The sequence below is a fragment of the Halosegnis rubeus genome (genome assembly GCF_009184545.1).
Taxonomy (GTDB): Archaea; Halobacteriota; Halobacteria; order Halobacteriales; family Haloarculaceae; genus Halosegnis; species Halosegnis rubeus.
The window spans coordinates 191,235-217,775 of sequence record NZ_QJOW01000001.1 but is presented as its reverse complement, the minus strand read 5'-3'; the positions used below and the strand labels follow the sequence as shown (position 1 = coordinate 217,775).

31 protein-coding genes and 1 tRNA gene are annotated in these 26,541 nt (G+C 66.1%); 15 read left to right on the top strand and 17 right to left on the bottom strand.

The window, feature by feature from the left end:
- Positions 1–19 precede the first annotated feature (19 nt).
- Both DMP03_RS01195 and DMP03_RS01190 read right to left on the bottom strand, forming a co-directional pair.
- Positions 20–1,249 (bottom strand): nucleotide sugar dehydrogenase, encoded by a 1,230-nt coding sequence (locus DMP03_RS01195; RefSeq protein ID WP_152118912.1) that lies wholly within the window; start codon positions 1,247–1,249, stop codon positions 20–22.
- A complete protein-coding gene (locus DMP03_RS01190) occupies positions 1,246–2,184 on the bottom strand; it encodes a glycosyltransferase family 2 protein (protein WP_152118911.1) in 939 nt (312 codons plus the stop codon). Before DMP03_RS01190 ends, DMP03_RS01195 begins: the two co-directional genes overlap by 4 nt.
- An 82-nt stretch (positions 2,185–2,266) precedes the next feature.
- Between DMP03_RS01190 and DMP03_RS01185 the strand changes: the two genes are divergently transcribed.
- Both DMP03_RS01185 and DMP03_RS01180 read left to right on the top strand, forming a co-directional pair.
- Entirely contained in the window at positions 2,267–3,379 is a 1,113-nt protein-coding gene (locus tag DMP03_RS01185; RefSeq protein ID WP_152118910.1) for a DegT/DnrJ/EryC1/StrS family aminotransferase, read from the top strand.
- Positions 3,376–4,377: a Gfo/Idh/MocA family protein gene (locus tag DMP03_RS01180; RefSeq protein WP_152118909.1), complete on the top strand. Its 1,002-nt coding sequence runs from the start codon at positions 3,376–3,378 to the stop codon at positions 4,375–4,377. Before DMP03_RS01185 ends, DMP03_RS01180 begins: the two co-directional genes overlap by 4 nt.
- Here the strand turns inward: DMP03_RS01180 and DMP03_RS01175 are convergent.
- Genes DMP03_RS01175 through DMP03_RS01150 form a run of 6 tightly spaced genes read right to left on the bottom strand, consistent with a single transcriptional unit; the run spans position 4,343 to position 9,731 of the window.
- Positions 4,343–5,125 carry a formyltransferase family protein gene (locus tag DMP03_RS01175; protein WP_152118908.1) on the bottom strand — a complete coding sequence of 261 codons (783 nt, stop codon included), beginning with the start codon at positions 5,123–5,125 and terminating at the stop codon, positions 4,343–4,345. The two genes, DMP03_RS01180 and DMP03_RS01175, sit on opposite strands and share 35 nt — an antisense overlap.
- A 23-nt stretch (positions 5,126–5,148) precedes the next feature.
- The gene (locus tag DMP03_RS01170) at positions 5,149–6,090 is read right to left on the bottom strand and encodes a glycosyltransferase family 2 protein (RefSeq protein ID WP_172967035.1); all 942 of its coding nucleotides are present in this window, start codon (positions 6,088–6,090) and stop codon (positions 5,149–5,151) included.
- 49 nt (positions 6,091–6,139) lie between these two features.
- A complete protein-coding gene (gene trmY, locus DMP03_RS01165; RefSeq protein WP_152118906.1) occupies positions 6,140–6,727 on the bottom strand; it encodes a tRNA (pseudouridine(54)-N(1))-methyltransferase TrmY in 588 nt (195 codons plus the stop codon).
- Positions 6,728–6,765: 38 nt separating this feature from the next.
- Positions 6,766–8,628 (bottom strand): hypothetical protein, encoded by a 1,863-nt coding sequence (locus DMP03_RS14470; RefSeq protein WP_197739273.1) that lies wholly within the window; start codon positions 8,626–8,628, stop codon positions 6,766–6,768.
- Positions 8,625–9,137: a hypothetical protein gene (locus tag DMP03_RS01155; protein ID WP_152118905.1), complete on the bottom strand. Its 513-nt coding sequence runs from the start codon at positions 9,135–9,137 to the stop codon at positions 8,625–8,627. The genes DMP03_RS14470 and DMP03_RS01155 overlap by 4 nt, the downstream gene beginning before the upstream one ends.
- 51 nt (positions 9,138–9,188) lie before the next feature.
- The gene (locus tag DMP03_RS01150; protein ID WP_152118904.1) at positions 9,189–9,731 is read right to left on the bottom strand and encodes an NUDIX hydrolase; all 543 of its coding nucleotides are present in this window, start codon (positions 9,729–9,731) and stop codon (positions 9,189–9,191) included.
- Positions 9,732–9,810: 79 nt separating this feature from the next.
- On the opposite strand from DMP03_RS01150, the gene DMP03_RS01145 reads away from it, so the two are divergent.
- The 5 genes from DMP03_RS01145 (at position 9,811) to DMP03_RS01130 (ending at position 11,706) form a co-directional block, all read left to right on the top strand.
- A complete protein-coding gene (locus tag DMP03_RS01145; protein WP_152118903.1) occupies positions 9,811–10,125 on the top strand; it encodes a hypothetical protein in 315 nt (104 codons plus the stop codon).
- A gap of 3 nt (positions 10,126–10,128) precedes the next feature.
- Positions 10,129–10,608, top strand: a complete 480-nt coding sequence (locus tag DMP03_RS01140) for a DUF3604 domain-containing protein (RefSeq protein WP_152118902.1) — start codon at positions 10,129–10,131, stop codon at positions 10,606–10,608.
- 55 nt (positions 10,609–10,663) lie between these two features.
- Positions 10,664–10,837: a hypothetical protein gene (locus DMP03_RS14105; RefSeq protein ID WP_172967034.1), complete on the top strand. Its 174-nt coding sequence runs from the start codon at positions 10,664–10,666 to the stop codon at positions 10,835–10,837.
- Between the two features lie 67 nt (positions 10,838–10,904).
- On the top strand, positions 10,905–11,201 hold the full coding sequence (locus DMP03_RS01135; RefSeq protein WP_152118901.1) for a hypothetical protein: 297 nt from the start codon (positions 10,905–10,907) through the stop codon (positions 11,199–11,201).
- A gap of 4 nt (positions 11,202–11,205) precedes the next feature.
- Positions 11,206–11,706 (top strand): DUF3368 domain-containing protein, encoded by a 501-nt coding sequence (locus DMP03_RS01130; RefSeq protein ID WP_235908422.1) that lies wholly within the window; start codon positions 11,206–11,208, stop codon positions 11,704–11,706.
- Here the strand turns inward: DMP03_RS01130 and DMP03_RS01125 are convergent.
- Positions 11,703–12,422, bottom strand: coding sequence for a hypothetical protein (locus tag DMP03_RS01125; RefSeq protein ID WP_152118899.1), 720 nt, complete (start codon positions 12,420–12,422; stop codon positions 11,703–11,705). The genes DMP03_RS01130 and DMP03_RS01125 overlap by 4 nt on opposite strands.
- Positions 12,423–12,591: 169 nt before the next feature.
- On the opposite strand from DMP03_RS01125, the gene DMP03_RS01120 reads away from it, so the two are divergent.
- Both DMP03_RS01120 and DMP03_RS01115 read left to right on the top strand, forming a co-directional pair.
- The gene (locus tag DMP03_RS01120) at positions 12,592–13,956 is read left to right on the top strand and encodes an NAD(P)/FAD-dependent oxidoreductase (protein WP_152118898.1); all 1,365 of its coding nucleotides are present in this window, start codon (positions 12,592–12,594) and stop codon (positions 13,954–13,956) included.
- A 24-nt stretch (positions 13,957–13,980) separates the two neighbouring features.
- A complete protein-coding gene (locus DMP03_RS01115) occupies positions 13,981–14,505 on the top strand; it encodes a carboxymuconolactone decarboxylase family protein (protein ID WP_152118897.1) in 525 nt (174 codons plus the stop codon).
- 61 nt (positions 14,506–14,566) lie between these two features.
- On the opposite strand, the gene DMP03_RS01110 is transcribed toward DMP03_RS01115, so the two are convergent.
- From DMP03_RS01110 to DMP03_RS01085, 6 genes are all read right to left on the bottom strand, one after another.
- The gene (locus DMP03_RS01110) at positions 14,567–14,926 is read right to left on the bottom strand and encodes a type II toxin-antitoxin system PemK/MazF family toxin (protein WP_152118896.1); all 360 of its coding nucleotides are present in this window, start codon (positions 14,924–14,926) and stop codon (positions 14,567–14,569) included.
- Positions 14,926–15,192, bottom strand: a complete 267-nt coding sequence (locus DMP03_RS01105; protein WP_152118895.1) for an AbrB/MazE/SpoVT family DNA-binding domain-containing protein — start codon at positions 15,190–15,192, stop codon at positions 14,926–14,928. The genes DMP03_RS01110 and DMP03_RS01105 overlap by 1 nt, the downstream gene beginning before the upstream one ends.
- A 108-nt stretch (positions 15,193–15,300) precedes the next feature.
- The gene (locus DMP03_RS01100; protein ID WP_152118894.1) at positions 15,301–16,440 is read right to left on the bottom strand and encodes a thiolase family protein; all 1,140 of its coding nucleotides are present in this window, start codon (positions 16,438–16,440) and stop codon (positions 15,301–15,303) included.
- A 95-nt stretch (positions 16,441–16,535) separates the two neighbouring features.
- Positions 16,536–16,608 (bottom strand) — tRNA-Pro (locus tag DMP03_RS01095).
- 49 nt (positions 16,609–16,657) lie between these two features.
- Positions 16,658–18,382, bottom strand: coding sequence for a hypothetical protein (locus tag DMP03_RS01090; protein ID WP_152118893.1), 1,725 nt, complete (start codon positions 18,380–18,382; stop codon positions 16,658–16,660).
- Positions 18,382–19,125: an ABC transporter ATP-binding protein gene (locus DMP03_RS01085; RefSeq protein ID WP_172967033.1), complete on the bottom strand. Its 744-nt coding sequence runs from the start codon at positions 19,123–19,125 to the stop codon at positions 18,382–18,384. Before DMP03_RS01085 ends, DMP03_RS01090 begins: the two co-directional genes overlap by 1 nt.
- Positions 19,126–19,398: 273 nt before the next feature.
- On the opposite strand from DMP03_RS01085, the gene DMP03_RS01080 reads away from it, so the two are divergent.
- Genes DMP03_RS01080 through DMP03_RS01070 form a run of 3 tightly spaced genes read left to right on the top strand, consistent with a single transcriptional unit; the run spans position 19,399 to position 20,580 of the window.
- A complete protein-coding gene (locus DMP03_RS01080) occupies positions 19,399–19,683 on the top strand; it encodes an AbrB/MazE/SpoVT family DNA-binding domain-containing protein (RefSeq protein ID WP_152118891.1) in 285 nt (94 codons plus the stop codon).
- Positions 19,676–20,143: a hypothetical protein gene (locus DMP03_RS01075; protein WP_152118890.1), complete on the top strand. Its 468-nt coding sequence runs from the start codon at positions 19,676–19,678 to the stop codon at positions 20,141–20,143. Before DMP03_RS01080 ends, DMP03_RS01075 begins: the two co-directional genes overlap by 8 nt.
- 47 nt (positions 20,144–20,190) lie before the next feature.
- A complete protein-coding gene (locus tag DMP03_RS01070) occupies positions 20,191–20,580 on the top strand; it encodes a VanZ family protein (protein ID WP_152118889.1) in 390 nt (129 codons plus the stop codon).
- Here DMP03_RS01070 and DMP03_RS01065 read toward each other — a convergent pair.
- Positions 20,577–21,137: a TATA-box-binding protein gene (locus tag DMP03_RS01065; protein WP_123124372.1), complete on the bottom strand. Its 561-nt coding sequence runs from the start codon at positions 21,135–21,137 to the stop codon at positions 20,577–20,579. The two genes, DMP03_RS01070 and DMP03_RS01065, sit on opposite strands and share 4 nt — an antisense overlap.
- Positions 21,138–21,255: 118 nt before the next feature.
- Positions 21,256–22,140, bottom strand: a complete 885-nt coding sequence (locus DMP03_RS01060) for a hypothetical protein (RefSeq protein ID WP_172967032.1) — start codon at positions 22,138–22,140, stop codon at positions 21,256–21,258.
- Between the two features lie 87 nt (positions 22,141–22,227).
- Here DMP03_RS01060 and DMP03_RS01050 point away from each other — a divergent pair, with 87 nt between their 5' ends.
- Genes DMP03_RS01050 through DMP03_RS01040 form a run of 3 tightly spaced genes read left to right on the top strand, consistent with a single transcriptional unit; the run spans position 22,228 to position 26,275 of the window.
- On the top strand, positions 22,228–24,483 hold the full coding sequence (locus DMP03_RS01050; protein ID WP_152118886.1) for an STT3 domain-containing protein: 2,256 nt from the start codon (positions 22,228–22,230) through the stop codon (positions 24,481–24,483).
- 59 nt (positions 24,484–24,542) lie between these two features.
- Positions 24,543–25,289, top strand: coding sequence for a UTP--glucose-1-phosphate uridylyltransferase AglF (gene aglF, locus DMP03_RS01045; protein ID WP_152118885.1), 747 nt, complete (start codon positions 24,543–24,545; stop codon positions 25,287–25,289).
- Entirely contained in the window at positions 25,289–26,275 is a 987-nt protein-coding gene (locus tag DMP03_RS01040; RefSeq protein ID WP_152118884.1) for an NAD-dependent epimerase/dehydratase family protein, read from the top strand. The genes aglF and DMP03_RS01040 overlap by 1 nt, the downstream gene beginning before the upstream one ends.
- Positions 26,276–26,541: the final 266 nt, after the last annotated feature.

Sequence of the window (26,541 nt, the reverse complement as noted above, 5' to 3'; positions counted from 1 at the left end):
TCTGCGACCCCGACCCTAACTAGCCTTGCGTCCCGTCGCCGAGCACGGACACCGAGATACCTGCCTCCCGAAGCGTATCGTGTGCGAGGATGTTCCGCGAGTCGACGACGGTCCGGGTTCGCATCCCGTCGAAGTCGGCGGGCGCGAGCTCACGGAAGGCGTCGTGGTCGGTGATGACGACCGCACAGTCTGCGCCCTCGAGTGCGGTCTCGCGGTCGACCAGCGGTTCGTCGTAGGCCTCGACGTGTGGGTCGTGGACGCGCACGTCGTAGCCGTCGTTCTCGGCCCGGCGGATGAACCGGCCGGCCGGCGTCTCGCGCGTGTCGCTGACGTTCCGCTTGTAGGCGACGCCGAGCACGGCGACCCGCGGCCGGCGAACGTGTGCCACCTGCTCGCGCACGAGTCCGAGCACGTGGTCCGGCATCCCGTCGTTGATATCGCGAGCGAGGGGGACGAGTCGGGCCTGCGCGTCGGCCCCGGTGAGGAACCACGGGTCCGTCGTGATACAGTGGCCGCCGACGCCCGGGCCGGGATTCAGGATGTCGACGCGGGGGTGTTCGTTCGCGATGTCGATTGCCTCGTGGGCGTCGACGCCGATACCCTCGGCGAGCGTCGCGAACTCGTTTGCGAGCGCGATACCCACGTCGCGAGAGGTGTTCTCGGCCAGCTTGACGAACTCGGCCGTAGTCGGGTCCGTCAGATGGAGTTCGCCGTCGGTGAACGCGTAGAGGTCCCGAATCGTCTCGGTCGCGCGCTCGTCGGTGCCGACGACGCGGTCGTTTGCTGTCATCTCTTCGAGCGTGCGCTCAGGGATAGCCCGTTCGGGACAGTGGGCGTACCGCACGTCGTCGGCGGCGTCGGCGAGAATCGGCTGAACGAGTCGCTCGGAGGTGCCGGGCGGGACGGTCGATTCGAGCACCACGAGTTCGCCCGCGGAGACCACCTCGGCGACGGATTCGACGGCCGCGCGGACGAAGCCGAGGTCGGCGACGTTCTCGCGCTGGTCGAGCGGCGTGGGCACGGTGATGACGTAGGCGTCTGCCGGCTCCGGCTCCGTCGCCGCGGTGAACCGCTCTGCTACCTCGTCGTGGAGCGAATCGAGTCCCGGTTCGTCGAGGGGTAGCTCCCCGTCGTTGAGGGTGGCGACCAGCGACTCGTCCACGTCGACGCCGACCACCTCGTGTCGCCGGGCCAGCAGGAGCGCGGTCGGCAGCCCGATGTGACCGAGTCCGACGACGGCGACCTTCATCCGAGCACCTCCGCCGGCGACGTTTCGCGGCCGGCGAGCGCGTCGTATAGCCGGGGGTGAATCGTCGCGGCCGCGAGCGAGCCGAGATGTTCGACGGAGGGGTCGAGCCACGAGGCGGCGAGGAAGTGAGCCGTCGCGCGCCGGCGGTCGCGGTCTCCGACGGCGACCCGGCCGCGGTGTTTCTCGTGGGTCGCGGCGAACCGGCGTTCCGTCTCGGGGTGGGCGCGCAGTTCCTCGCGGAACTTCCGCCAGATGCGGTCGCGGGCGGCGACCTGATACGCGGGATCGCCGGTGAGGGCACCGCCGGAGACGTTGCCGCCGTGGAACTGGCGCTCGACCAGAATCTCGTCCACGTATGCGACGCGGAACTCCCGGGCGAGCCGGATGTTCACCTCCCAGTCGACGGCCTCGGGAAAGTTGGTGTCGAAGCCGCCGACGGCCTCAAGACACGAGGCTCGGAGGAGATGACTGGAGTGGGGCGCAAGGGGGAATTCGGTGAGAATCTCGGGGTAGCAGTTCCCGTGGACGGTCGGGTGCACTTCGGTGAGCGTTTGCCCGTCGTCGTCGACGCGGACGCCACCGGCGTAGACGATGCCGTAGTCGTCGTTGAGTTGGGCAAAGCGGTCGAGCTGGCGGGCCGTCTTCTCGGGTCGCCAGCGGTCGTCGTCGCCTAAGATACCGAGATACTCGCCGTTCGCGACCTCGGCGGCGCGGTCGAAGGTGGCCGCGATGCCGCGGTTTTCCTCGTTGTGGCGGACGCGGACGCGGTCGTCGTCGGCGTACTCCGCGAGCACCGCGCGGGTGTCGTCGGTGGAGCCGTCGTTCACCACGACGACCTCCAGCTCGTCGTGGGTCTGTGCGAGGGCGCTGTCTATCGCGCCGCCGACGCGGTCCGCGCGGTTGTACGTCGGTATCAGGGCGGAGACGAGCGGCATGCCACGCAGTGGGATGGCCCGGGGCGAAAGCCTTCCGGAGCGGGGTCGGTAGAGCTACGGTCGTGGCTGCGTGAGCGAAGATATGTCAGAGTCGGTGCCGTTCACGGATATCGCGATGGACGACGCGATGGTGGAACGAGTCGAGGCGGTGTTGCGGTCCGGTCGCCACGTCAAGGGACCGGAGTGTGAGACGTTCGAAGCGAACTTCGCTGCGGCCTGTGAGACCGACCACGCAGTCGGCGTCTCGAACGGGACGGCCGCGCTCTTGCTCGCGATGAAGGTGCTCGACATCGGCCCGGGCGACGAGGTGTTCGTCCCCGCCCACACCTACTTCGCGACCGTGTCGCCGATACTCGAACTCGGCGCGACGCCGAGATTCGTCGACATCGACCCCGAGCGGTACACGATGGACCCGGACGCGCTTCGGGACGCGGCCGCAGCCAGCGAGTCGCCGGCCGCGATCGCCGTGACCCACATGCACGGCCAGCCGGCGGCGATGGACGAACTCCTCGCTATCGCCGACCGACACGACTTGCGCGTCATCGAGGACGCCGCACAGGCGCACCTCGCGACGGTCGACGGCCGACCGGTCGGGAGCCTCGGCGACATCGGCTGTTTCTCTTTTTACCCGACCAAGAACATGACCGTCGGCGGCGACGGCGGGATGGTGACGACCGACGACGAGACGCTCGCAGACCACATCCGCGCGCTCCGGAATCACGGGCGCGACGAATCGGGCGAGCACGTCTCGCTCGGGCTGAACTACCGGCTCGACGAGACGAACGCCGCGGTCGGCGACGAGCAGCTGGCCCGGCTTCCCTCGTGGATTGATGGCCGCCGCGAGGCCGCCGCGGCGTACGACGACCGGCTCAACGCCTGTTCGGCGGTCGTGACGCCGGCGACCGTCGAGGGGGCGACGCACGTCTATCACCACTATCCGGTGCAGGTGCCAGCGGGCGAGCGCGAGGCGTTCAGAGCGTTCCTCGACGAGCGGGGCGTCTCGACGGGCGTCCACTACGACCGCACCGTGCAGGCACAGCCGGCGGTGCGCGAGCGCGTCGACGCGAGCGAGACCCCGGTGGCGGCGGAGTACTGCGCTCGAACCGTGTCGCTCCCGATGCATCCGCGACTGAGCGACGACGACATCGCGACGGTGTGTGACGCCGTCGAGGCGTTCGCCGAGGGGGAGCGATGAGTACCCACGCCGTCGTCGGCACCGGTTACTGGGGGAGCAACCACGTCCGCGTCGGCGCTGAGCTGGCGGAAGCGGGCGTCATCGACGAACTCGTCGTCTGTGACGCCGACCGCGACCGGGCGGCGTCGGCAGCCAACGACTACGGGGTCGAGTACGTTACCGACCACGCCGACCTTGATGTCGACACTGCGGTCGTGGCGACACCCTCACCGACCCACCGCGAAATCGCGACGGACCTGCTCGCGTCGGGGACGGACTGTCTGGTCGAGAAGCCGCTCGCGCTGACGGCGGCCGACGCGTGGGCTATCGTCGACGCTGCCGAGGCTGCCGACGCGACGCTCGGCGTCGGGCACATCTTCCGATATCATCCGGCGTTGCGCGAACTCAAGCGCCGCGTCGACCGCGGGGAACTCGGCCGGCTGAAGTATCTCTCGACGGACCGGTACGCCTTCCGCGCGCCGCGAGCGACGGCCGGCACGCTCCACTCGCTCGCCGTCCACGACGTTGATATCTACGGGTGGCTCGTGGGCGAGCGCCCCGAGACGGTGTACTGTCAACTCGACCGCCATCTCCGCCCGGACACCGACGAGACCGCGACGGTCGTGCTCGAGTACGCGGACGCGACGGGCGTCATCAACAGTTCGTGGCAGGTGCCGACGTTCGGGAAGCGCCGGGAACTGGTCGCCGTCGGGACGGAGCGTGCGGCGTCCATCGATTATCTGGCCGATACGGAGCTGGCGCTGTTCGACGCGACGGTCGTCGAGGAGGGTGGCCAGCTCCGGGCACGCGACGAGGGGAAGACCACCTACGAGGTGGACGGCTACGAGCCGCTCCGGATGGAGGTGGAGTCGTTCATCGCGGCCGCACGCGGGGACGGGTCGTTCGACGCCTCGGGGCGAGTCGGTGCGCGCGCGGTCGAACTGCTTTCGTACGCCGAGCAGGCCGACGAGCGGGGCGAGACGGTTACCGTTGGTAGCGTCGGTAGCCGTCGCGAGTGAGGTAGATACGCTCGCCGGCGACGGTGGTCCACGCCGGCTCGTGGGGCGGGAAATCCAGCGCCCGGATGCGGTCGTAGAGTTCCGTGTCTGGGTCGGCGAGTCGCTCGGGCGGGATGGATTTCAGGTCGTCGAGGCTGTCCTTCGCGTAGAAGTAGCGCGGGCCGTCGAACTCGGACTGTGGGGTCTGGTGGTCGACGACGGTGCGGTCGGCGATGGCCGGCAGCCACGCCTCGAATAACTCGACCGACTGCTCCCTGACGCGTTCGTACAGCGACCGCGCCGTGTCCGACTGGCGGATCTCGGCGAAGCGACGGTCGATGACGGCGCCCGAATCGACCGACGGCTCCATGACGTGCAGCGTGGTGCCGTGTTGCCAGTAGTCGTCGTCGCGGGCGTTGAGGATGGAGTGGGAGAAGACGTTACTGCCACGGTAGCGGGGGAGTTCGGCCTGATGGAGATTCAGGGGGAGTTCGTTCGGGTGGTCCAGTAGCGTCTCCCCAAGGATGTCGGGGAAGTAGACGGAAAGCAGGTAGTCGACGGGCGTGTCGGTGAGTCGGTCGACATCTTCGCGTGCGAGCACGTCGTATCCGAGTTCCGTCGCGCGGTCGCGCACCGACCCCTCCCACCACGTTTCGGCGTCGGGGGCGTAGGTAACGACGGTCGTCACCTCGATGTCGGGGTGGTCGTGGAGGCGGTCGAGACAGCGAACGCCCAGCGGGTGGCTGGCGAGGAGTGCGAGCGTCGGCATACCCCTCCATCGGAAGCCGGTCCCTAAACTGGTGTGTTCCGGTCGACCAGCCGTGACGCACGACGATACGCCGACCACCCACCGACCGACAGCGGAACGAGCAGCGCGTGTCCGAGCGTCGGTTCGAGTCGGGTCGCACGGGCGAACTCCCGGAGCGCACGCCAGCGGTCGCTCGCTTCGAGCGCCGCCAGCCCGCGGTGGCGGGCGAGGCGGGCGTCGAACTGCCGACCGGTTCGGGGATTGGCGGCGAGCGCGTCGGCGTACTTCTCCCGGAGGTATTCGCGGATAGTGACCTGATACGTCGGATTGCCGGCGGTCGGGTCGCCGGAGACGTTGTCGTCGGCGAAGCGGCGCTCGACGAGGATTTCGTCGATGAAGCCGACACGGAACCGGCGCGCGAGCCGGATAGCGATATCCCAGTCGACGCCGCGCGCGAGGTCGGTGTCGTAGCCGCCGACTGCGTCGAGACACGACCGCCGAACCATGTGCGAGGAGTGTGGCCGGAAGTCGTGGCGGACGAGCACCTCGGGCCAGAGATCACCCGACGCACCTGTCCGGATGGTTTCGATACGTCGCCCGGCGGCGTCGTAGCTGACGCCCGCGGTGTAACAGCCACAGTAGTCCTCGGGAAGCGAGCGGACGTAGGAGAGCTGGCGGGCGAGCTTCTCCGGCCGGAAGCGGTCGTCGCTGTCGAGCGGGCAGACGAACTCGCCCGTCGCGGCGTCGATGCCGGTGTTGCGGGCCGCGCTGATTCCGCGGTTCTCGTCGTGATGGCGGGTGTGAATCCGCGGGTCTGTGGCGGCGTACTCGTCGATGACCTCGCCCGAGCCGTCGGTCGAGCCGTCGTTCACGAGGACGAGTTCCCAGTCGTCGAGCGTCTGGTCGCGGACACTCTCGATTGCGTCGCCGACCCTGTCGGCGCGGTCGTAGACGGGAATCACGACGCTGACGGCGGGGTCGCTCACGTCGGAAGTCGCACAGCGACGGAAAAAGGCGGTTCGGTCGGGCGGCGATTCAATACTCCGTGTACCCGTCGGTGTCGAGCCAGTTGTGCGCGACGGTGATGGTGTGGTCGGCGTGGAGCCGTTCGGGACCGACCCGGACCCTGCTGTCGGCACGCGCCGCGAGCAGGTCGCGCTCGGCGGCGGTGAAGTCGTTGTGGTCAGAGAGTACGAACGTCGGGTCCGCGGGCGGTTCCGACTCGGGAAGTGGGTCGCCGTCCTCGTGGAGGGAGACGAGTGTGCCGCCGACGCGGTCGAGGGTCTCTTCGAACCCCAGCCGCCGGAGTTCGACGCCCGGCGACGGCTCTGCGGGCATGTGACCGATGGCGTCCTCGCGTGAGTCGAGCGCGGTGCGGATGCGGGCGGCCGTGGTGCGCTCGTCCGGATGGAGGTGGCGGGCGGTCGCCCCGTCGAAGGTGACGGTGTACTCGTCGGCGAGGACGAGATGGACGCGGGAATCACGAATTCCGTGTGAAAGAAAGAGGGCGCTGTTGACACACCGACAGAGCACGTCGAGTCTGCCGGCGGCCGACGGGAGGTCATCGAGCGGGAAATCAGGTGTCGTGGGTGCGTCGTGGCCGACGACGACGAACTGGCGCATAGCCGTCGCTCGCACCGAGCGAGCAAAGCGGCGTCGAACTACAGCGGCACGAACGGGAGGAGGAACGATTCGGCGAAGAACTGAAACAGGAAGACGCCGACGACGTTACTCGCGCACGCGCCGGCCAGTCCGAACAGAACGGCCCCGGTGCGGGTGGCGCGGCGACCGAGCGCGGCGGCGACCGACCAGCCGGCGAGTAGCGCGGCGAGTCCGAGCGCGAGCAGGGCGTACGCCTGTAGCGTCTCGCTCGCGCCGTAGTCGGCGAGCACGACGACGATGACAGTGAGTTGGCCACCGATAGCGACGCCGCCGGCGTAGGTGAACGCGAGCAGGAACGACCGTTCGTTGACAACCGCCCGCGCCGCCGGGAGCCGAGCGACGGCGTACAGCGCGAGCGGGAACAGCGGGTAGACGTACCGGACGGTCAACATCGCGTGGAGGGGCAGCCGCGGGATGTAGACGAGCGTGATGAGGATGGCATAGCCGAGCGCGAAGGCGTCGGCTGTCCGGGCCGGCGTCGCGAGCGAGGCACGAAATTCGGCCAGTTCAACCGTTCGAGCGCGGCGAACCGCGAGCACCGGGAGCGCGATGAGCGTACCAGCGATGGGAAGCGCCTCGAGGAAGGCGAGGTTGATGGCGAGTCCGGTCGCACCGGTGGCCTGGGTGGCGACGTAGCCGCTCCGGAGGAAGGCGTGATACAGCTTCGCCGGCGTCGCGACGACTGCGCGGACCCCGTCGGTGAGGAAGCCGGTGAAGACGCTGAGCCGTGAGAGCGATTCGGCGAACAGACCGAAGAGAGGGGCAAGCGAGACTCCGCCGCCACCGCCTGCGCCACCGGCACCACTTCCACCGCCTCCACCAGCACCGCCACCTGCACCACTCCCACCACCCCCACCAACACTACCGCCACCGAACCGGATATCGCCGCCACCGCCCGGACCGTACGGCGGGAGCATCCGGGGCGTGGTGAGTAGGTCGCCGGCGACGAGCAAATTCGTCACGACGAGCGGGAGAAGCGAGCAGATGAACGCGCCGGCAACGACGGCGAGCCGGCGAGCATCAACTCGCGGAAGCGTCGCGAGGTCCACGACGACGAGCGCGGCGAGTAAGACCAACCCTTCGGAGGCGTTGAGCCACGCGGCCAGGCCGACGGGAACGTACGCGAGGGCGTGAAACCGGCGGGCGGACCGACCGGTCGCGCGACTCCGTACGAGCCAGTAACAGGTCGCCAGCGCGAACGCCGCGGTCAGGACGTGGCGTTTCGGTATCGTCGCCCACAGCACCCCCGGCGAGGCGATTGCGAGGGCGACACCGGCCGCAAAGCCCGTCCGGTCGTCGTGCAAGAGCGCGACGAGTCGGTAGAGGAGGGTTGCGGAGAGACCAGCGACGGCGACCGTCGTGGTTTGCATCGCGAGCAGGGCGAGATGTGGCTGGTCGATTGGGGTCGCGAGCGCGACACCGACGACGAAGGCGACGAGCGCGAGACCGGAGCCGGCGAGGCGGGCGAGACGGCCGTGCTCGAGGATGTCGCCGGCGACGACGACCGTCGCGAGCAGGAGGAGCGACCAGATACCGGCGAGAGCGACGGTGAGGTCGGCGACGGTGGCGACGGCTTGTAACAGCCACAGCGCCGGCAGCGAGAGCACGATGTGGGCGTAGTTGCGGGCGACGGGACCACCCCGTCCGCTGACCATCCCCGGCGTCTGGAGCGAGGGGCCGAACACCGCCTCGCGGACGACGACGTGGCCCTCAGAGAGCGCGACGAGACCGTTGAGCACGGTGTAGTTGTCCGTAATCGTGACGACGGTGCGCCAGCCGACGGTCGCGGCGAGAGCGGCGAGCAGGCAGACGAACAGCCCGCGGCGGTCGCCGAAGACGACCCGCCAGCGCGCGCGGCTCACGACTCCTCGACGACGACGGTGATGGTTCGCTCAGCGAGCGTGCGTTCGACCTGCCCGCCGGCGTCGGTGCCGCGATAGACGACGGAGACAGTTGCGTTGTACGCGCCCGGCCGCACCGCGTCGGGGTCGAAGGTGGAGCCGCCGACGGCGAGCGAGAGTTGGCCGGTAGTACACCGGCTCACGACGGTGCGGCTGCCGACCTGCCGACCGAGGTCGGGGATGAAGATGCGGTAGGAGAGCGCGGGCCGACCGTCCACGTCGGAGACGTTGAGCACGGCCTGTGGGACGGACAGCGACCAGACGCGTGCGCCGTAGCCGGCCTGCGTGAGCGTTGCACGCTCGGGCAGTGAGCGAACCTCGACGGTCGCGTTCCCGACCTGGGTGCGCACGTCGCTGTCACACGGATTCGTATCGGGCGTCAAATCGAGCGGGGTCGCCGGCCCGGAGACGAGCGCCGTCAGGGCGATAACGGCGACGACGGCGAGCGGGGCGGCGCGTGCGATATCCACGCCGAACCGTCCCCAGCGAGGGTGAAGTAGCTGACGGTCACACGGGTGGACTTACTCAGCGGCCGCGTACCGCAACACACCGACAGCCGCGCGTCCGTCGCGCAACTCGCCGGCGACGGCCCGGTCGTGCAGCGTCTCGAAGTCGCGTTCGGTGACGCGGATGGACTCGTTCTCGTCGAGCGACTGGTCGGCCGTCGGCTCGCAGTCGTAGGCGACGAAGTGGTGGTGGGTCGCATCGAGCAGGCCGTTCGCCGGTTCGACCGTCGCGACCGATTCGAGGCGGCCGGCCTCGTAGCCGGTCTCCTCGCGGAGTTCGCGGCGGGCGCCAGCAACGATATCGTCGTCGTCCGCTTCGAGACCACCGGCCGGCAGTCCGAGGTTCACCCGGCCGACGGCCTGCCGCCACTCCTCGATAGCGACCACGTCGCCGTCGGGCGTGAAGGGCAGGATTACGACGGCGTCGGGTTTGGTGACGCTGTGATACTCTCCGGTCGTGCCGTCGGGAAAGGTGACTGCATCTTCCCGGACCGCGAAGCCGGGGCAGTCATAGTCGATACGGGAGTCGGTCGTCTCCCACGCGAGGTCGTCGTCCATACATGGAGGTGGGCCGGTGGGACAAAGACTCCCCCGGGACGTGACCGGCGTTTATATCTCTGCCCGCGCGAGCGGTCGTATGGCTGGCCCACACGAATCGATTCGCGTCTTCGCCGCCTCCCGCCCGTCGCTGGTGGAGGTGTATTCGCAGTGGAGGTCGAGTGAACGCCCCGGCCGGGAGGGGAATCGACGACCGATTCAGATGGGCCACGGCGAGACCGACAGCCCCGGAACGTACGTGCAGGACGCGCTCGCACTCGACCACCGGGTCGGGATGCTCGGCAGTTCGGATTACCACGGCCCGTACCCGGGCCACTCGCTGATGCACGCGAAGCCGCATCTCCCGTCGCTGGCGGAGTGGCGGCGCGACGGCGTCGGCTGGGGCCACATCTAGCGGGTGTGGAACGAGCAATCCTACCCCGACGGACTGACCGCCTTTCGCGCCACGGAGCGGTCGCGCGAGGCCGTCTTCGATGCGCTCCGGTCGCGGTCGGTGTACGCGACGACCCAACCGGACCGCATCCTCGCGGAGCTATCGGTTGACGGAACCCGTGTCGGAGAGGCAGACAGCACCGTCACCGCGGACGGCGAGCGAACGATTCGCTTCGAAGTGCACGGGACCGCACCCGTGGAGTCGGTCACCGTCGTTAAGAACGGCGACCCGTTCCACGTCGCGACGGGGACAACCGACTACGACGCGCCGCTGTCGACGTTTTCACAGTCGGGGACCCTGACGGACGACGCCCCGGTGACCGGGCCGACCTACGCGGACGGTCGCGGCGGCGACGCCGACTACTACTATCTGCGTGCACAGCAGGCGACGCGGCGGGATGCAGCCTACGTCCCCGGCGGAGCCGCGTGGCTCGGTCCCGTCTAGGTCGAGCCGTAGGGCCGGCGCAAGGCTTGTACCGCCAACGAGCCACGAGACCGGTATGGTCACCGTGCGAACGCCCTTCCGGCTGGCGAGCGGCCTCCTGAACGTCGTCGCCGTCGTTTTGCTGTTGGGCGACGGGATGCCCGAGTCGACGTTCGTGGTGCGTGTCGCCGTCGGCGTGCTCGTCGCCGCTGTGTTGCAGGTGGGGTACGAAGCGACCGCAACGCGGTGAGACCGAACGTGCCGTCGGAGTCGTCGGTCGCCACAACGCTTGTATACACAGCAAACGATGTATACGCATGGGAACGGTATCAACACGATTGTCTGAGGATATGGAGGCAGAACTCGAATCGTATCTGGACGCTGAAGGCGTCGATCGGAGCACTGCAGTTCGGCAGCTACTGGCCGAACAACTGTCTACATGGCGGGAGGAGCGGGCAGTAGAGCAGGTAATCCGCGGGGAGATAACGCTGTCTGCGGCTGCCGAGATGGCTGGCGTGGACGTGTGGACGCTCGCGGCACTCGTGCGAGACCGAGAGCAGTCGTGGGTCGACAGTGAGGGTATCGAGGCGGATATCGGGTCGTTCGATGCGTGAGTGGGTGTTCGACGCGACGCCGCTGATTTACTTGGCGACAGTCGACCGGCTGGATGTCGTTGCGTCCAGCCCGCAGCCAGTGACGACGGAGCGCGTGTACGAGGAAGTGGTCACTGATGGACTCGCTGCTGGCCACGTGGATGCCCGACGGCTCGAACGGTTCGCCGAGGCATCCCTACACGTCGAATCAGTAGCGAAGACACCGCTGTTTGAGCGGCTTCAATCAATGTCTGCACTGAGCGATGCCGACGTGTCCGTTCTCATCCATGCCGCTGAGACTGACGGTATCGCTGTGATGGATGAGCGGGCAGGACGGTCGGTGGCCGACGTAGAGGACATCGAGGTACACGGGACAGCATATCTACTGCTGTCGTGTGTCGAGCGTGGCGAGCTGTCAGCCGATGAAGCAACCACGCTGCTGGATGCGTTGCTCGATGCAGGCTGGTACTGTGCACCGAATTTGTACGCGAAGCTCACGACGGCGCTTGCGCGGCTCGACGATTAGAGGTCAATCTGTTCGAGGTCGAGTTCCAACTCGGCGACGTGGTCGTTGTACGCCGCGACGAAGTCGGGAGCATCGGGAGCGAACTCGCGGACCGCTTCGGCCGACGGCGGGCCGTACTGCGAGAGGAGATACGTCCCCCCGGAGCCGCCGGCGCGGAGATACGACGTGCTCGACTCCTCGCGCTTGAGTTCCCACCGCGTCCCGTTCACGCGGGCGGTGAAGGTGCCGTAGTCGTCCATTTCATACCGATACAGCTCACCGGCCATCTGATTGCACACCTCCCGAAGTCGGGCGACAATACGGTCGCGCTCCGCGACGACATCGGCCGCGGAGGCGGGCGTCGGGAACTCCGTCGGCACGTCATCGAGCAGCCCGTCAAGTGACCGGACGTAGTCGTCGAAGGCTGCGACGAAGGCGTCGTAGTCGGCGAGTGCCTCGGCGAGCGCCGCGGGTTCCGGGGGCTGTTGGGTGGAGACGACATACGTTTCTTGTCCGCTTCGGGGTTCGAACAATAGGAACTCGATGTCCCCCTGTTCATGTTTGACGGTCCACTCGCCGTCGTCCGTCTTGAAGCTGCGGCGGCCGTAGTCACCCCCCTCAATGCGGGCGATGGCGTAGGCGATTTCGCCGGCGTGGTCGCGGATACGGGAAACGACCGCGTCGCGTTCCGCGGCGACGGCGTCGGGGTCGGCGGCGATATCGAGTCGGTCGGACATAGCCGTCCTCGGGTGTGTGGTCGTATATCGGCGTCGGTAGGAGTCCGACCTGCCAACCACTGCAGGTCGATGATACGCTGCTCCGCCAATCACGGGCCGACGACCCAACGTAAGAAAAATTTGACAACCCAGCGAGAAACATAAATTCGTGGAGTCCGAGAGGTGACACATGACGCTCGGGTCGCTTCCGTCGTACGATGCGACGGCCGTCGACACCGTTGGCGACCACGCCGTCGTCGTCGGAGCGAGCATGGCCGGACTCCTTGCAGGGCGGGTGCTTGCGGACGGCTACGACCGCGTGACGATTCTCGACCGCGACCCGCTGCCGGACGAGCCGGTGGCGCGGCGCGGCGTTCCGCAGGCGACCCACGCCCACGTGATGCTCGAACCGGCGCGGGCGATGCTGGAGACGCTGTTTCCGGGGTATCTGGACGACCTGACCGACGCCGGTGGCATCACCATCGACACCGCCCGGGAGCTGGAGTACCACCACGACGGCGGCTTCGTGGCTGATGGCTTGGACTCCGTGCCGATGTACTGTGCGAGCCGCCCGCTGTTCGAACAGCTGACCCGACGACACGCGAGCGAGACGGCGAACGTGACGCTCCGGCCCGAGACGCACGTGACGGGGCTGGTGAGCGACGAGGGCGCGGAGCGTGTGACGGGCGTCCAGTATCGTGAGGATGGTTCCGAGGCGACGCTGTCGGCCGATCTCGTGGTGGATGCACGGGGCCGAAACTCACCCGTGCCGGCGTGGCTAGAGAACCACGGCTACGCCAAACCCGAGACTGACACCGTCTCCGTCGACGTGGGCTACGCGACGACGCGCATCGAACGCCCGCCCGCGGAGACGACGACGATGCTCGTCGGCACGTCGCCGCCGACCACGCAGGGCGGGGCCGTCATCCCAATCGAGGACGACCAGTGGATGGTGACGCTGTCGGGGCTACACGGCGAGTACCCGCCGACTGACCCCGACGGGTTCATGACGTGTGCCGAATTGCTTCCCGTTTCCCACGTCGCGGACATCCTCGCCGCGAACGACCGCGTGGCGGAGATTCATCCCTTCCGGTTCCCGTCGAGCACGCGCCGGCGATACGACCAGCTCGATGCGTTCCCCGACGGCCTGCTCGTGACCGGGGACGCGCTCGCGAGCTTCAATCCCGTCTACGGACAGGGGATGTCCGTGTCGGCGCTGGACGCGCTCCAGCTCCACGCCGCGCTCGCCGCGGGGACCGACGACCTCGCTGCGCGCTTCTTCGACCGGACGGCCGATGTTATCGAGCCGGTGTGGCAACTCACCGTCGGGTCGGATTTTGCTCACGACGCGACGACCGGGCCGAAGCCCCCGGGGACGGACCTGTTCAATCGGTACATGGACCGGCTGATTCCAACGGCCCACGACAACGACTACGTCGCCGAGGAGCTGAAACGCGTCATCCGGCTCCAGCAGGACCCGACGAAGCTGCTCGCCCCGGGCGTGCTCGCGCGGGTGCTCGCGCCGAACTGGCTCACCGCACAGGGGGAAACCTAACCTCCCGCCGCCCAACGTGTGGGTATGGCACGCGTACCCTTACTCGACGCCGAGGACCTGCCAGAGGAGTATCGCTATCTGTTCGACCAGAACGACGTGGGGACCGCAGACATCTTCCGCGGGATGGCGAACGCGCCGACGCAGTTCCAGTGGTACATGCGTTACTCCAGTCGGCTGTGGGAGATTCTGCCCGCCCGCGAGCGCGAACTCGTGATTCTGGCCGCGGCGCGTGCCCTCGAACACCCGTACGAGTGGCACCAACACGTCCGACTCGGGCGGGAAGCGGGGGTATCCGACGAGGAAATCACGGCCATCAGCGAGGGACGAGGCGAGCCGTTCGACGCGCAGGATGCCGCGCTACTCACGTATGCGCGGGCGGTCGCGCTTGGCGACGTGCGGGACGGCGACCACGACCAGCTGCGCGAAGAGTACGACGACGAGATCGTCGTCGGGGTGGCGATGTTGGCGGCCCACTACGTCGCGACGGCGCGCGTGCTGGACGCGATGGGTATCGAACCCGAAGAGGAGTTCGTCGGGTGGCAGGTCTGACGCACTTCGCCAGAGAGCAGTCGTCGGCGTACACCTGTGTGTGAGCCGGGAGCCGTCTCGGTTACGTCTCGGTGAGCCCGAGACTATATTCGAGTGCACTGTCGACGTCATCCATCCGTTCATTAGGAATCGAGCCCAGATTCTCGGTGATACGGTGCTCAACCGAAACTGTCCGAATCTGGCTACAGAGGGCAACCGAGTCGTCTCGAAGCGCACATTCCTCAGCTGGAACGAACACTTCGAACGGGTAACGTTGTTCACCGAAGGACGTAGTGAATGGAACAACAACCGTCGTTGGAGCGTTCGCGTTCCCAACGTCGTTCTGTACAACGAGACATGGGCGAGTTCCTCGCTGTTCGGAGCCTTGCGTTGGGTTGAGTTCGACGATAACGATATCTCCGCGACGGACAGAGACCGCCATTACCACTCTGGGGCGTCGCCGAGGTGTTCATCAGCCTCAGTCGAAACACCCTCCAGCTCGGAAGCAAGTTCGCGAGTCTGTTCGCCACGCTGGCGGTACCCCTCGGCAACTTCCTCGCGGTTCATCGGTCGCTCAATGACGAGCCTTCCCGCTTCTTCACGAATTACGACATCATCCCCACCCTCGATTCCGAACTGCTCTCGGAGTGCCTTGGGAATCGTTACCTGACCTCGCTGTCCGACCGTCCGGCGTTCACTCTCGGCCATGCATATTCATATTGTATTCATACTTCTAAACACTTCGGGCGGAGAGCAGTCGGTGAGCGTTCGGTCGAGACCGAGTGTACTCGGTAAAATCGAGGCCGACGAGGTGGCTCAGTTCGGCAGCGAGAACTCGATAGCTGCGCCCTGTCCGAAGCCGACACACTCGGTGGCGATACCGTGCTCGACACCCTGCTTGTTCATCTCGTGGACGAGCGTGACCGGGAGCCGTGCGCCCGATGCGCCAAGCGGGTGACCCAGCGAGATTGCGCCGCCGTTCACGTTGAGCCGGTCCATATCGATACCGAGCTGCTCGGCCGAGTAGAGGCACTGGGAGGCGAACGCTTCGTTGATCTCGACGAGCCCGTACTCGTCGATGTCGCGGTCGGAGCGTTCGAGCAGGCCCTCGGTCGCGGGAATCGGCCCGACGCCCATCTCGGTGGGGTCGACGCCGGCGACGAAGTTCGTGCCGACCTCGGCCAGCACGTCGAGGTCGTGTTCGTCGGCGTAGTCGCGGCTCGTGAGCAGGACGCCGGCCGCGCCGTCGGCGATGCCGGAGGCGTTGCCCGGCGTGACCGACCCGTCTTCTTTGAATACGGTCGGCAGCGAGCCGAGCGTCTCCATGTCCGTATTACGGATGCTCTCGTCCGTGTCGAAGGTGCCCTCTTCGGTTTCGAGCGGGACGATCTCGTCGTCGAAGCGACCCGACTCGGTTGCCTTGCGGGCGCGCTCCTGACTGCGAAGCCCGTACTCGTCCTGTTCCTGGCGGGAGACGCCGTACTCCTCGGCGACCTTCTCTGCGGTCATCCCCATCGAGAGGTTCTCCATCCCGTAGCGCTCGTCGAGGTCGGGATACATCGTCCCGCTGCCACCGCCCATCTTGACGCGGGACATCGACTCAACGCCGCCGGCGAACATCACGTCACGCCGGCCGGCCGCGATGGCGTCGGAGGCGCTGATGATGGCCTGTGCAGAGGAGGCACACTGGCGGTCGATCGTGGTGCCGGGCACCGACTCGCCCAGCTCCGAGAAGATGGCAATCTGGCGGGCGATGTTGCCCGACTGCTCGTCGCGCTGTTGGGCACAGCCCCACATCACGTCGTCCACGTCGTCGGGGTTGACGCCCGACTCCGAGAGCATGGTGTTCACGAGCGGAATCGAAAGGTCCTCGCTCCGGATGTCGGCGAGCGCGCCGTCTTCTTTGCCTTGGGCGGTCCGTTTCGCACTCACCACGACCGGTGTGTTGTCCGTCATGATTGAAAATGTGCGAGCATCTATCATGAATCCTCCTGTTCGCGGCGAAAATGAGCGAGGTCGTGGCTCACCGTTGGGCGACGAGAGAACGAACATGGGCCGGCCCGGATTTGAACCGAGGTACCGAGGACCCGATCCTCGAAGGATACCAAGCTACCCCACCGGCCCGCACTCTGACGTGTGGGCAGTCGCGCTTAACGGTTGCGACTCGGTGCGATTAGAGGGTGTAGCGCTCGACGTAGCGGGCCGCAAATCGGACCGAGACGAGCGCGAACACGACGCCGAGTGCGACCGGCACGAGGAGTCCGCCCCACTGGACGACGGCGGTGTCGAGTCCGGCGATAGACTGCCCGAGCGAGCCGAGCGCCTCCGCGACGCCCGTCAGCGGACCGCCGACGTAGGCGAACGGGAAGGCGAGCAGGCCACCGACGAGCGCGGCCGCGACCGCACGTACGGCGGCGGGCGCGAGTCCGGCAGCGACGGGGAGTCCGACAGCCAGCCCGACACACGCCGAGTAAAGTACCATGGCGGTGAGCGTCGGCGGCGTGGCCTCCCGACCACGGGCGACACGCACTGCGTCCGTGCGCGGGAACAGCATGCCGATGCCGGCGGCGACAGCCGTGACGGCGGGAATCCCGAAGGCCGCAACGCCGAGCATAAGCGCCGCGTCGGCAGGCGCGTAGTCGGTCGCGAGCGCGAGTATCGGGACGGCCGGCAGCGCGAGCCACCCGATGACGACGCCGGGGCGAACGAGTCCACGGAAATACGTCCGGCCGGCGATTGGCGAGGTGAGCGTCAGCGGGAGGACACTCCCCTCGTCGCCGAGAGGGTTGAGCGTGAAGGCCGCCCCGGCGACCCAAGGAATCGCGACCGCGAGTCCGGGGGCGAACGCGGCCGTCGGAATCGTGAGGTCGCCGAACGCCGCCTGGAGCAGAAAGGAGCCGGCGACGATGAACGGGAGGATGAGATACGAGAGCTTCGCGGGGGCGCGTCGCGCGAGCAGAACCGTCCGGCGGGCGACGTGGCCCGACTGACCCGAGCCGAGGGGAAGTCGACCGAGCAGTCCGAGCCCACTCGCGAGCGGGTCGGTGCCGACACGGTCGACGGTCGCCTCCTCCGTTTCGATTTCGGGCGTGACGGAGTCGCCGAACCAGAAGGCCGTGGCGACGCGACTCGCCAGCGGGACGCCGACAGCGGCGACGGCTCCGGTCGCGGCCAGGCCGCCGAGCGCGTGTGCGGGCGAGGTGCCGACGGGAAGCGCGAGCGCCGCGAGGTCGGCAATCCAGCCGACGGGGACGACGCCGAACCCGTTCGTCCCGCCACCGGTCGACTGGATGACGGTGTAGCCGCCAAAGAGGAGGACGGCGGCGAGCGTGCCGAGCACGGTACGGTGGCGGGCGAGCACTGGAATCCGAGCGACTGCGAGCTTGATACCCAGTCCGAGCACGTGTGCAAGGACGACCCCGCTTGTGAACAGAAGGGCGACCGCGAGCGCGACGAGCGGGACGGTCGCGACGGAGCCGGTCGTGTACGCGAGCGCGAGCGTCACGACGAGCACCGGGAGCCCGACGTACGCGGCGATGCGGCCGAGTTCCGCGAGAATCAGCCCGACGACAGCCGTCGTCGGCCGGACCGTCGTGAGGAGGTGGTCGCCGGCGTCGGGGCGCGGGTTCACCGTCACGACCCGCTGGGCGATGATGGCGACGACGAACAGCCACTGGAAGGTGATGGCGCTCCGGACGCCTGCACCGATGGTGAATCCGGAGAGATCGGGCGACTGCGTGACGAGCAGATACGAGACGGCGAGTGCGCCGGCGCTGAAGATGAACAGCCCGACCCCGAGTCCGAGGATCTGCGAGAGCCGGCTGGTGGCCTTCCGGACGCTGCGGCGAAGCTCCGTCCTGGCGATTGTGAGCCCGCCCGTGAGGTGGCCGACGACCATCAGATCTCCTCGTCGGGGGCGGTCTCGGTCACGTCGAGGAACACGTCTTCGAGCGTCTTGTCGCCGGTGTCGGCGTCGACGCGGCGTTTCAGGTCGCCGGGACTTCCCTCGGCGACCAGCTGCCCGTCCGAGAGCACGCCCACCGTGTCGGCGTGTTCGTCCACGACCGGGAGGATATGCGTCGAGAGGAAGATGGTCGTCCCACCGTCAGAGAGTTCGTCGATGAACTCCCGGATGGTGCGGGCCGCCCGCGGGTCGAGTCCGGCGGTCGGTTCGTCCAAGAACAACACGTCCGGCTCGTGGAGGACGGCCTGGAGGAACGCGGTCTTCTGGCGCATTCCCGTCGAGTAGGTGTCGATGCGGGTGTCGGCGTCCTCGGCCAGCGCCACGCGTTCGAGCAGGCGTTGGATGCGCGACTGCGACTCCGACAGCTCGCGTAGCCCCGCGGCGTAGGTGAGCTGTTCGCGGGCGGTGAGCTCGTCGTGGATGGGCGGCTCCTCGGGGAGCAGCCCGATATGGTCGATGAGCTGTCCGCGGTCGGTCGTCGGGACGCCCGCGACGGTCGCCTCGCCGGAAGTCGGCATCGTGAGCCCGGTGAGCAGTCGCATCGTCGTGGATTTGCCCGCGCCGTTGGGACCTAAGAATCCGTAGACGCTCCCGTCTGGAATCGAGAGGTCGAGCGTATCGAGCGCGAGCGTCTCGTCGTAGCGTTTCGTGAGCTGCTGTGCGGTAATTGAATCCATGTTCAGGGCGTCGTCGTGATTCATGGATTGCTGGTGACAAGAATTTGGTGCACGGCAGGTGTCGACGCCGAATACACCCGGACGCTTGACTCGTACTGACGGCGATTTGGTGACGACACTGGTCGATCCCGCGTTCGGGCGTGGCTCGGAGTCCGGCCCAGTCGCGGCGACGTGTCTCGCGAGTGGCCGATGCGGTGGAATTCTTTCCCCAGAAAGCGCTGGAACCGATATCCTGAGCAGAACGATTATCAACTTCCCACACAAAGTGGGAATATGGCCAAGGTAGATTCAAAAGGACGAATCGTCCTTCCGAAAGAGGTGCGGGAGCGTCTCAGTATCACCCCTGGAACAGAGGTCGACGTCCACGAAGAAGACGGCAAAGCAGTGGTCGAGCCAGAAGACAATCCCGAACAGATTATCGAACGTATGGAGCGAATCATTACGGAAACATCACCTGAGCGAGGAGACACAATGTCGCTTGAGGAAGAACCTGACCCCGTTGCGCAAAAGCACAGGGACGCGATTCGGCGAGGGGCAGAAGATTCCAACAATGAGTGACGCGGCAGAACCGTATCTGTTCGATGTTGGCGTCATAGCCCTCGCACACACAGACGCCCCGGTTCGTGAGTCTGCACTCTCGTACGTTCGGGAGGCCATCGCTGGCGATATCGATGCAGTTGTCCCGTATCCTGCAGTGTTCGGCGCCCACACCATTCTGACGACGTACTATGGGCGTTCGAATGCAGACGCATCTCGGCTGCTCGAGAATTTCATGGACGCAAATCGAATCCATTGGTACGATGAAATGCCTGAAGCTGTGGTGCGGGGCGGGTTGTCTCAGGCGAGGGATGCAAACGTTGGTGGGTGGGACGGATACTATGCCCAGGTAGCGATAGACGAGGGAGTGAATACTGTGCTAACGATTGACGATGATTTCGACCGATTTGATGCATTCGACACCGAGATTATCCTTTCACCCACGGAGTTTCGCGAACTGAACAGCTTCCTTGGAAGCTGAGTCCATTCCCCAAGCTAAATGCAGGAACCGTACTACCGGCTACTGAGATGCATCGACTCCCAGTGCCTGCGCTCTCGCGGCGAGTCCGGTACGCCGGCGTCCTCGCCGTGGCTGTGTTCATCGCGTACTACTCGCTGACCGGCACGCCGCCGGGAGCGCGGTCTGGTGGCCCGCTGTGGGACAAGTATCTCCACTTCGTCGCCTACGCCGGCTTGGGAGCGACCATCGCGTACGCGACGCTCAACCGTCCGCTTGCGGAGCGTGTGGTGCTCGTGCTTGCAATGGCGGGACTGTACGGCGTCGCCATCGAACTGACACAGGGCGTGCTCCCGTCTCGCTACTTCAGCATCGGCGATATGACCGCGAACGTGTTGGGCGCGGCGCTGTCGCTGACGTGGCTGCTCATCGAACGGAGAATTCGGTACGTCTCCGTTTAGCCTAAGAGTCCGAGCGATTCGAGCTCTTCGGTGACGGCCGCGGCGGCCTCGGAGGCGTCGTCCGTCGTTTTCCCGCCCGTGATGACGAGCTTGCCCGACCCGAACAGCAGAACGACCACGTCCGGGTCGTCCATGCGGTAGACGAGGCCCGGGAACTGCTCCGGCTCATACTCGATGTTCTCGAGCCCGAAGCCGATGGCGATGGCGTTGAGGTTCAACGTCGCGCCGAGGTCGGCCGTGGAGACGATGTTCTGGACCGTAATCTCCGGGTCCTCGTCCACGGGGATATTCAGTTCGCGCAGGCGGTCGAAGGCGATGGACAGCGCCTCGTGCACGGCGTCGATGCTGTTCGCGCCGGTACAGACCATCTTCCCCGAGCGGAAGATGAGCATCGCTGCCTTCGGCTCCTGGAGTCGGTAGACGACGCCGGGGAAGTTCTCCGGGTCGTAGCTCGACCCAGTCAGGTCGGCAGCGAGCGTGTCCAGGTCAAGTTCCTGTCCGATGCCTGTCGAGGCGACCACGTTCTGTATCTCGATGGTGTCGGCTGGATTAGTCACTATAAGTAAAAGGACCGCCCGGGTATATAAAAGAACCGTCGAACGTCGACAAGGTGGCTAAAAGCCGTTTATGATAGCCCGGTGTGGTTCTTTTTACGCCGCTTAGGTGCTGAGACCGTCAGCCAGTCGTGTTGGTGTCACTCTTGAGTTCGGAAGGCAGCCGAAGTGTCGCCGGCAGGTCGACAGATTCGGCGGTGAACTGGTAGGCTCGCTGGCGGGTTTCTAGTGGGACTGCGTCGGTCACCACGAGGTGTTCGCGTGCCGAGTGGACAAGCCCGTCCGACCCGACGAGAAGGCGGGCCTCGTATGACTCGACGGTGTCGGGGTCGTACTGGCTCCCGGCGTACGTCTCGGTCGTCAGGCGAACCATCGACTCGCCGTCGACGGTGACCGATTCAGCGGTGAAGTCCCCGGTGGTGAGCAGTCGTTCGATAACCCGAGAGTCGGTAGCGAGTGAGCGGATCACCCTGTCGAAGGTCTCCGTGCGATTTTGATAGCTGTCGAGTTGGACCGTCTCGTTCGCCACGACGTAGTTGCGGACGGTGGTCGCGTTCGCGCTCACGAACTCCGTCGTGTCGGTCCCCTCGATGGTGGTGTAGCTGGCCACAAAGTTGACACGCGAGAGATTCGCAGTTGCGACGGCTCGCTCGCGGGTCGTGACTTGCTCACCGTCAAGCGACATGTTGGTCGCGAGCACACTCACGCCGGGTGTCGCGGCGACGCGGGCCTCGTGGGCGGCCGCGGCCGCGGAGGCGTTCACCACTCCGGCGGTCGTGATTCCCGGGGCAAGTTGTTCAGCGTCGGCCGGGTCAGGCGTGGCTGTCGGTGTCGCGGTTGGGGTCGACGTCGGCGTGGCTGTTGGTGTACCTGTCGCCGTCGGGGTCGGTGACGGGCTTGGTGTGGCCGTCGCGGACGAGCCTGTGAGCCCGCTACAGCCGGCGAGCACGAGGAGGGCGACGACGGCGAGGGTCGCGACGAGACGACGCGGGGTAGTGGCGGACACATCGGTCATGGCAGACGAAGACACAAAACCGCGTTGGGACCGGCGGAGAGTGGTTGGATTTATTCGCCCGTCTGCGTTGGAGACGGTATGGTAACGGCTCGCCGCGTCGCCGACCTCGTCGCCGACCGCCCGGCGCTCGAATCGGCGATTCAGACGACGCTCGACGCGGAGGAACCGTTCACGTTCGACGACCTCGCCATTGACTCGGGAGCGTTCGGCGAAATCGTCGGGGCGGGCATCGTCGAGGAAGTCGACGACGGCTATCGCGTCGCCGACCGCGAGGCGGTGCAGGCCGGATTGGCCGGTGAAGTTGAGCAGGAAACAGAGAGCGACCGCGAGTGGTCGCTGCCGCGCCCAAATCGACGCGTCGCGGGTGCACTCGCTGGGGCGCTCGCGCTCGTCGCGCTCTTTCGTATCGTCTTCGCGTTCGGTCCGGTGTTTCAGGAGGGCGCGGTCGTGTTGTCTGCGAACGACCCCTACTACTACCGCTACTGGGTCGAGCAGCTGCTCGCGACGCCCGACCTGACGCTGTCGACGCTCCCGCGGACGGTCTCGCTGGGTGAGCCACTCTACGTCGCGACGATGTGGCTGCTCGCCTCGCTGATGGGTGGTGGTGCAGGGGCGACCGGACAGATACTCGCGTGGTATCCGATTGTCTCGGCGGTGCTGTCGGGCCTGCTCGTGTATCTGCTCACGAAGCGTGTGACCGACGACACCCGGGTTGCGCTCGCGGCCGTCGTCTTTCTTGCCGTCCTGCCAGGCCACGCGATGCGGACGAGTCTCGGCTTCGCCGACCACCACGCCTTCGATTATCCGTGGCTCGGCGTGACGGCCCTCTCGTTGGTCACGCTCGTCACGAATGACGTGCGCTCGCGGGCGACCGCGCTCGGCGTCGTGGGGCTGGCTCTTGGCGTTGGCGGCCAGGTGCTCGCGTGGAGCGCTGGCCCACTCCTGATTGTCCCCATCGGGGGCATCGCCGTGGGACTTGCCGTCGTCTGGGTCCGCGAGGGGACCTCGCCGCTCGTCGCTGGTGGACCGATTCTCGCAGGGCTGCTCGGTGGGGCGGGGCTGGTCTGGCTCGGCCACACGACGCTCGGCTGGCATACGACCGTCGTGGCGACGGCACCCGCGCTGCTGTTTGCAGGTGTCGCGGGCGTGTTCGTCGTAACCGAGGCCGTCGCTCGTGTTCGACCGGACCCGCGGCTCGCCGTCGGAGCCGTACTCGCGAGTGGTATCACGGGGCTCGTCGGCGCAGTGGTCCTGTTCCCGGATATCTGGCAGACGCTTCGGGCGCGGGCGAGCGGGTCGCTGTTCCGGAGTGATTCGATTGCCGAGACTGCGGGGCTGTTTTCGGACGCACAGGGGTGGCTCCTGCTGCTCGGCTTCGCGCTCTTTCTCGCGCTGCCGGCGCTGGTGTGGGCGACAGTGCGAGCGCGCGAGGAGGAACGCTGGCTCGTTCCCGTCGTCTACGGGTGGAGCTTCCTCATCCTCGCGCTGATTCAGGTGCGGTTCGTCGGCGAGTTCGCCACCTTCGCCGCAATCTTCGCCGGACTGGCGTTCGTCTTCATCGTCGAGCGCGTGGACGCCGTTCGCCCGCCTGTGCCGGACATTCGCGACTCCATCGCACTCCCGAACCGCCAGCAGGCCGGTGCAATCGTTGCTGTGTTTCTGCTGGTGGGCGGGCTCGGCATGCTGCAGGTGCCGATAAAGACAAATCAACTGACGACGCCGCCCGAACGCTATGAGACCGCCGACTGGATGGCCGAGCAGGCCGCCCAGCCCGAGTGGGAGGAGCGACCGGAGTACGTGTTCAGCGCGTGGAGCTACAACCGCGTCTACAACTACTTCGTGAACGGGGATTCGCTGTCGTACGGCTACGCGCGGTCGAACTACGGCCCGTTCCTCGCGAGCAACAGTAGTGGGGATTGGTACGACCGCCTCTCCGAGCGGGCCGGCTTCGTCGTCTTCTCGCCCAGCGACGCGGCGGGGGCACCGTCGGAGTCGATTGGCGCACGCCTCGGTTCCTACGGAAGCCAGACTGACGGCGGTGACGGACTCGCGCATTTCCGCGCGGTGTATGAATCCTCGGGCGACAGATATCGCGTCTTCACGCTCGTTTCCGGGGCGACGCTGACCGGGAGCGCCGGCGCGAACGAGACGATTGAGCTCTCGGTTCCCATCTCCGGGGAAGGGTTCGAGGCGACGTACGAACGGACAGTTCAGACGAACGCGACGGGCGCATACAGCGTGACGGTCCCGTATCCGGGCACGTACACCATCGGCGGTGAGACCGTGGACGTGTCCGAGGCTGCGGTGCAGGCCGGCGAGACGATTCGGGCGTAGCGTCTGGCGACGGACGGTGAGTCGGCAAACCCTTTACTGGTGGCTCGGTGAGCACGAGTATGCAAGCAGTCGTCATCGCAGCCGGGAAGGGAACGCGGTTGCGGCCCCTCACCGACGACAAACCGAAGCCCCTCGTCGAGGTGAACGGGCAGCCGATTTTGGAGTACTGTCTCGACGAGTTGGTGGAGCTGGGTGCATCTGAGCTCTACATCGTCGTCGGCTACAAGAAAGAGCAGATTATTACTCGCTATGGGGATGCGTACGAGGGCATCCCAATTACGTACTGTCACCAGCGGGAAGCACTAGGGATTGCACACGCACTGCTGACAGTCGAGGAGCACATCGACGACGACTTCATGCTCATGCTCGGGGACAACATCTTCCAGGCGAATCTGCAGGACGTCGTCGACCGCCAGCAGGAGGACCGCGCCGATGCGGCGTTTCTGGTCGAGGAGGTGCCGTGGGAGGAAGCCTCGCGGTACGGGGTGTGTGACACGAACGACTACGGCGAGATTACGGCGGTCGTGGAGAAGCCCGACGACCCGCCGTCGAATCTCGTGATGACCGGCTTCTACACCTTCTCGCCGGCAATTTTTCATGCGTGTCATCTGGTGCAGCCGTCCGACCGCGGGGAGTACGAGATTTCGGACGCGATCGATCTGCTGATTCACTCCGGGCGGACGATCGACGCGGTTCAGCTGGACGGCTGGCGGATGGATATCGGGTATCCGGAAGACCGCGACCGAGCCGAGGAACGATTACAAGATGCAGATGGTGCAGCCGAATCGACAGAGGCCGAGAGCTGATGCAGATACTCGTCACCGGCGGCGCGGGGTTCATCGGTGGAAACATCAGCCAGCAACTTGTGGCACAGGGACACGACGTGACTGTCGTTGACATGATGCATCCCTACTACGACCTCTCGATTAAACGGCACACCATCGAGGCCTGTCGTGAGACAGCCACTGGCTCCGACGGTAGCTATGAGTTCGTCGAGGGAGACGTTCGCGACGAGGCGACCGTCGAGACACTCGTCGGGGAGGCGGAGTTCATTTATCATCAGGCCGGGCGGGCTGGCGTTCGCGACAGCGTCGCTGAGCCACGTGTCTACGACGAGGTGAACGTCGAAGGAACGTTGAATATCCTTGATACAGCCCGTGAGAATGACGTGAAGCGTATTGTCTATGCCTCGTCGTCGTCGGTGTACGGGAAGCCGGAGTATCTTCCCTACGACGAACAGCACCCGACGACGCCAGTCTCACCGTACGGTGCCTCAAAGCTTGCCGCTGAGCGATACGGTTGTTCGTACTCCGAGGTGTACGACCTCTCGTTCGTCGCACTTCGCTATTTCACCGTGTACGGCCCACGAATGCGGCCGAACATGGCTATCACGAACTTCGTCTCTCGATGTATGAACGGAGAATCGCCGGTTATCTACGGCGACGGAACACAGACTCGCGACTTCACCTACATTGATGATGTGGTCTCAGCGAACCTCGCACTGTTGGAGACGGATGTCGCAGACGGTGAAGCCGTGAACATCGGCTCTACCGACAACATCGAGATTCGCGAGTTGGCAGGAGCAATTCGTGACGAGGTTGACCCCGAACTAGAGTTCGAGTTCGACGACCGCCACGCGGCGGATGCAGAACACACCCACGCATCCGTCGACCGAGCGCGTGACCGGCTGGACTACGAACCGACGTACGACATCCGCGAGGGCGTCGCACAGTTCATCGACTGGTACCGTGCCAACCGCGAGTGGTACGAGCCGCTTGTTCGGGCGTCGTAGGGGTTGCACTTATTGGGGATAGTAACCGAGGGTCAACAATGACCGGAGGATGGCGGTATCGAATAGCTACTTGATTAGTGCGACATTCATGCTATCAGAGCGCGGCGCCCGGAAAGAGCTACAGAAATGCAAAAGGACCTGACTAAGTACGGCGTCACAGTCTCAAACTACATCTATCCCAATGGTCAGGACGGGCCCAATCAGCGGGGCCGTCATTGGGTGAGTCAGTGGTATAATGCTGCTCGGGTTGGTGGTTCTGACAATTT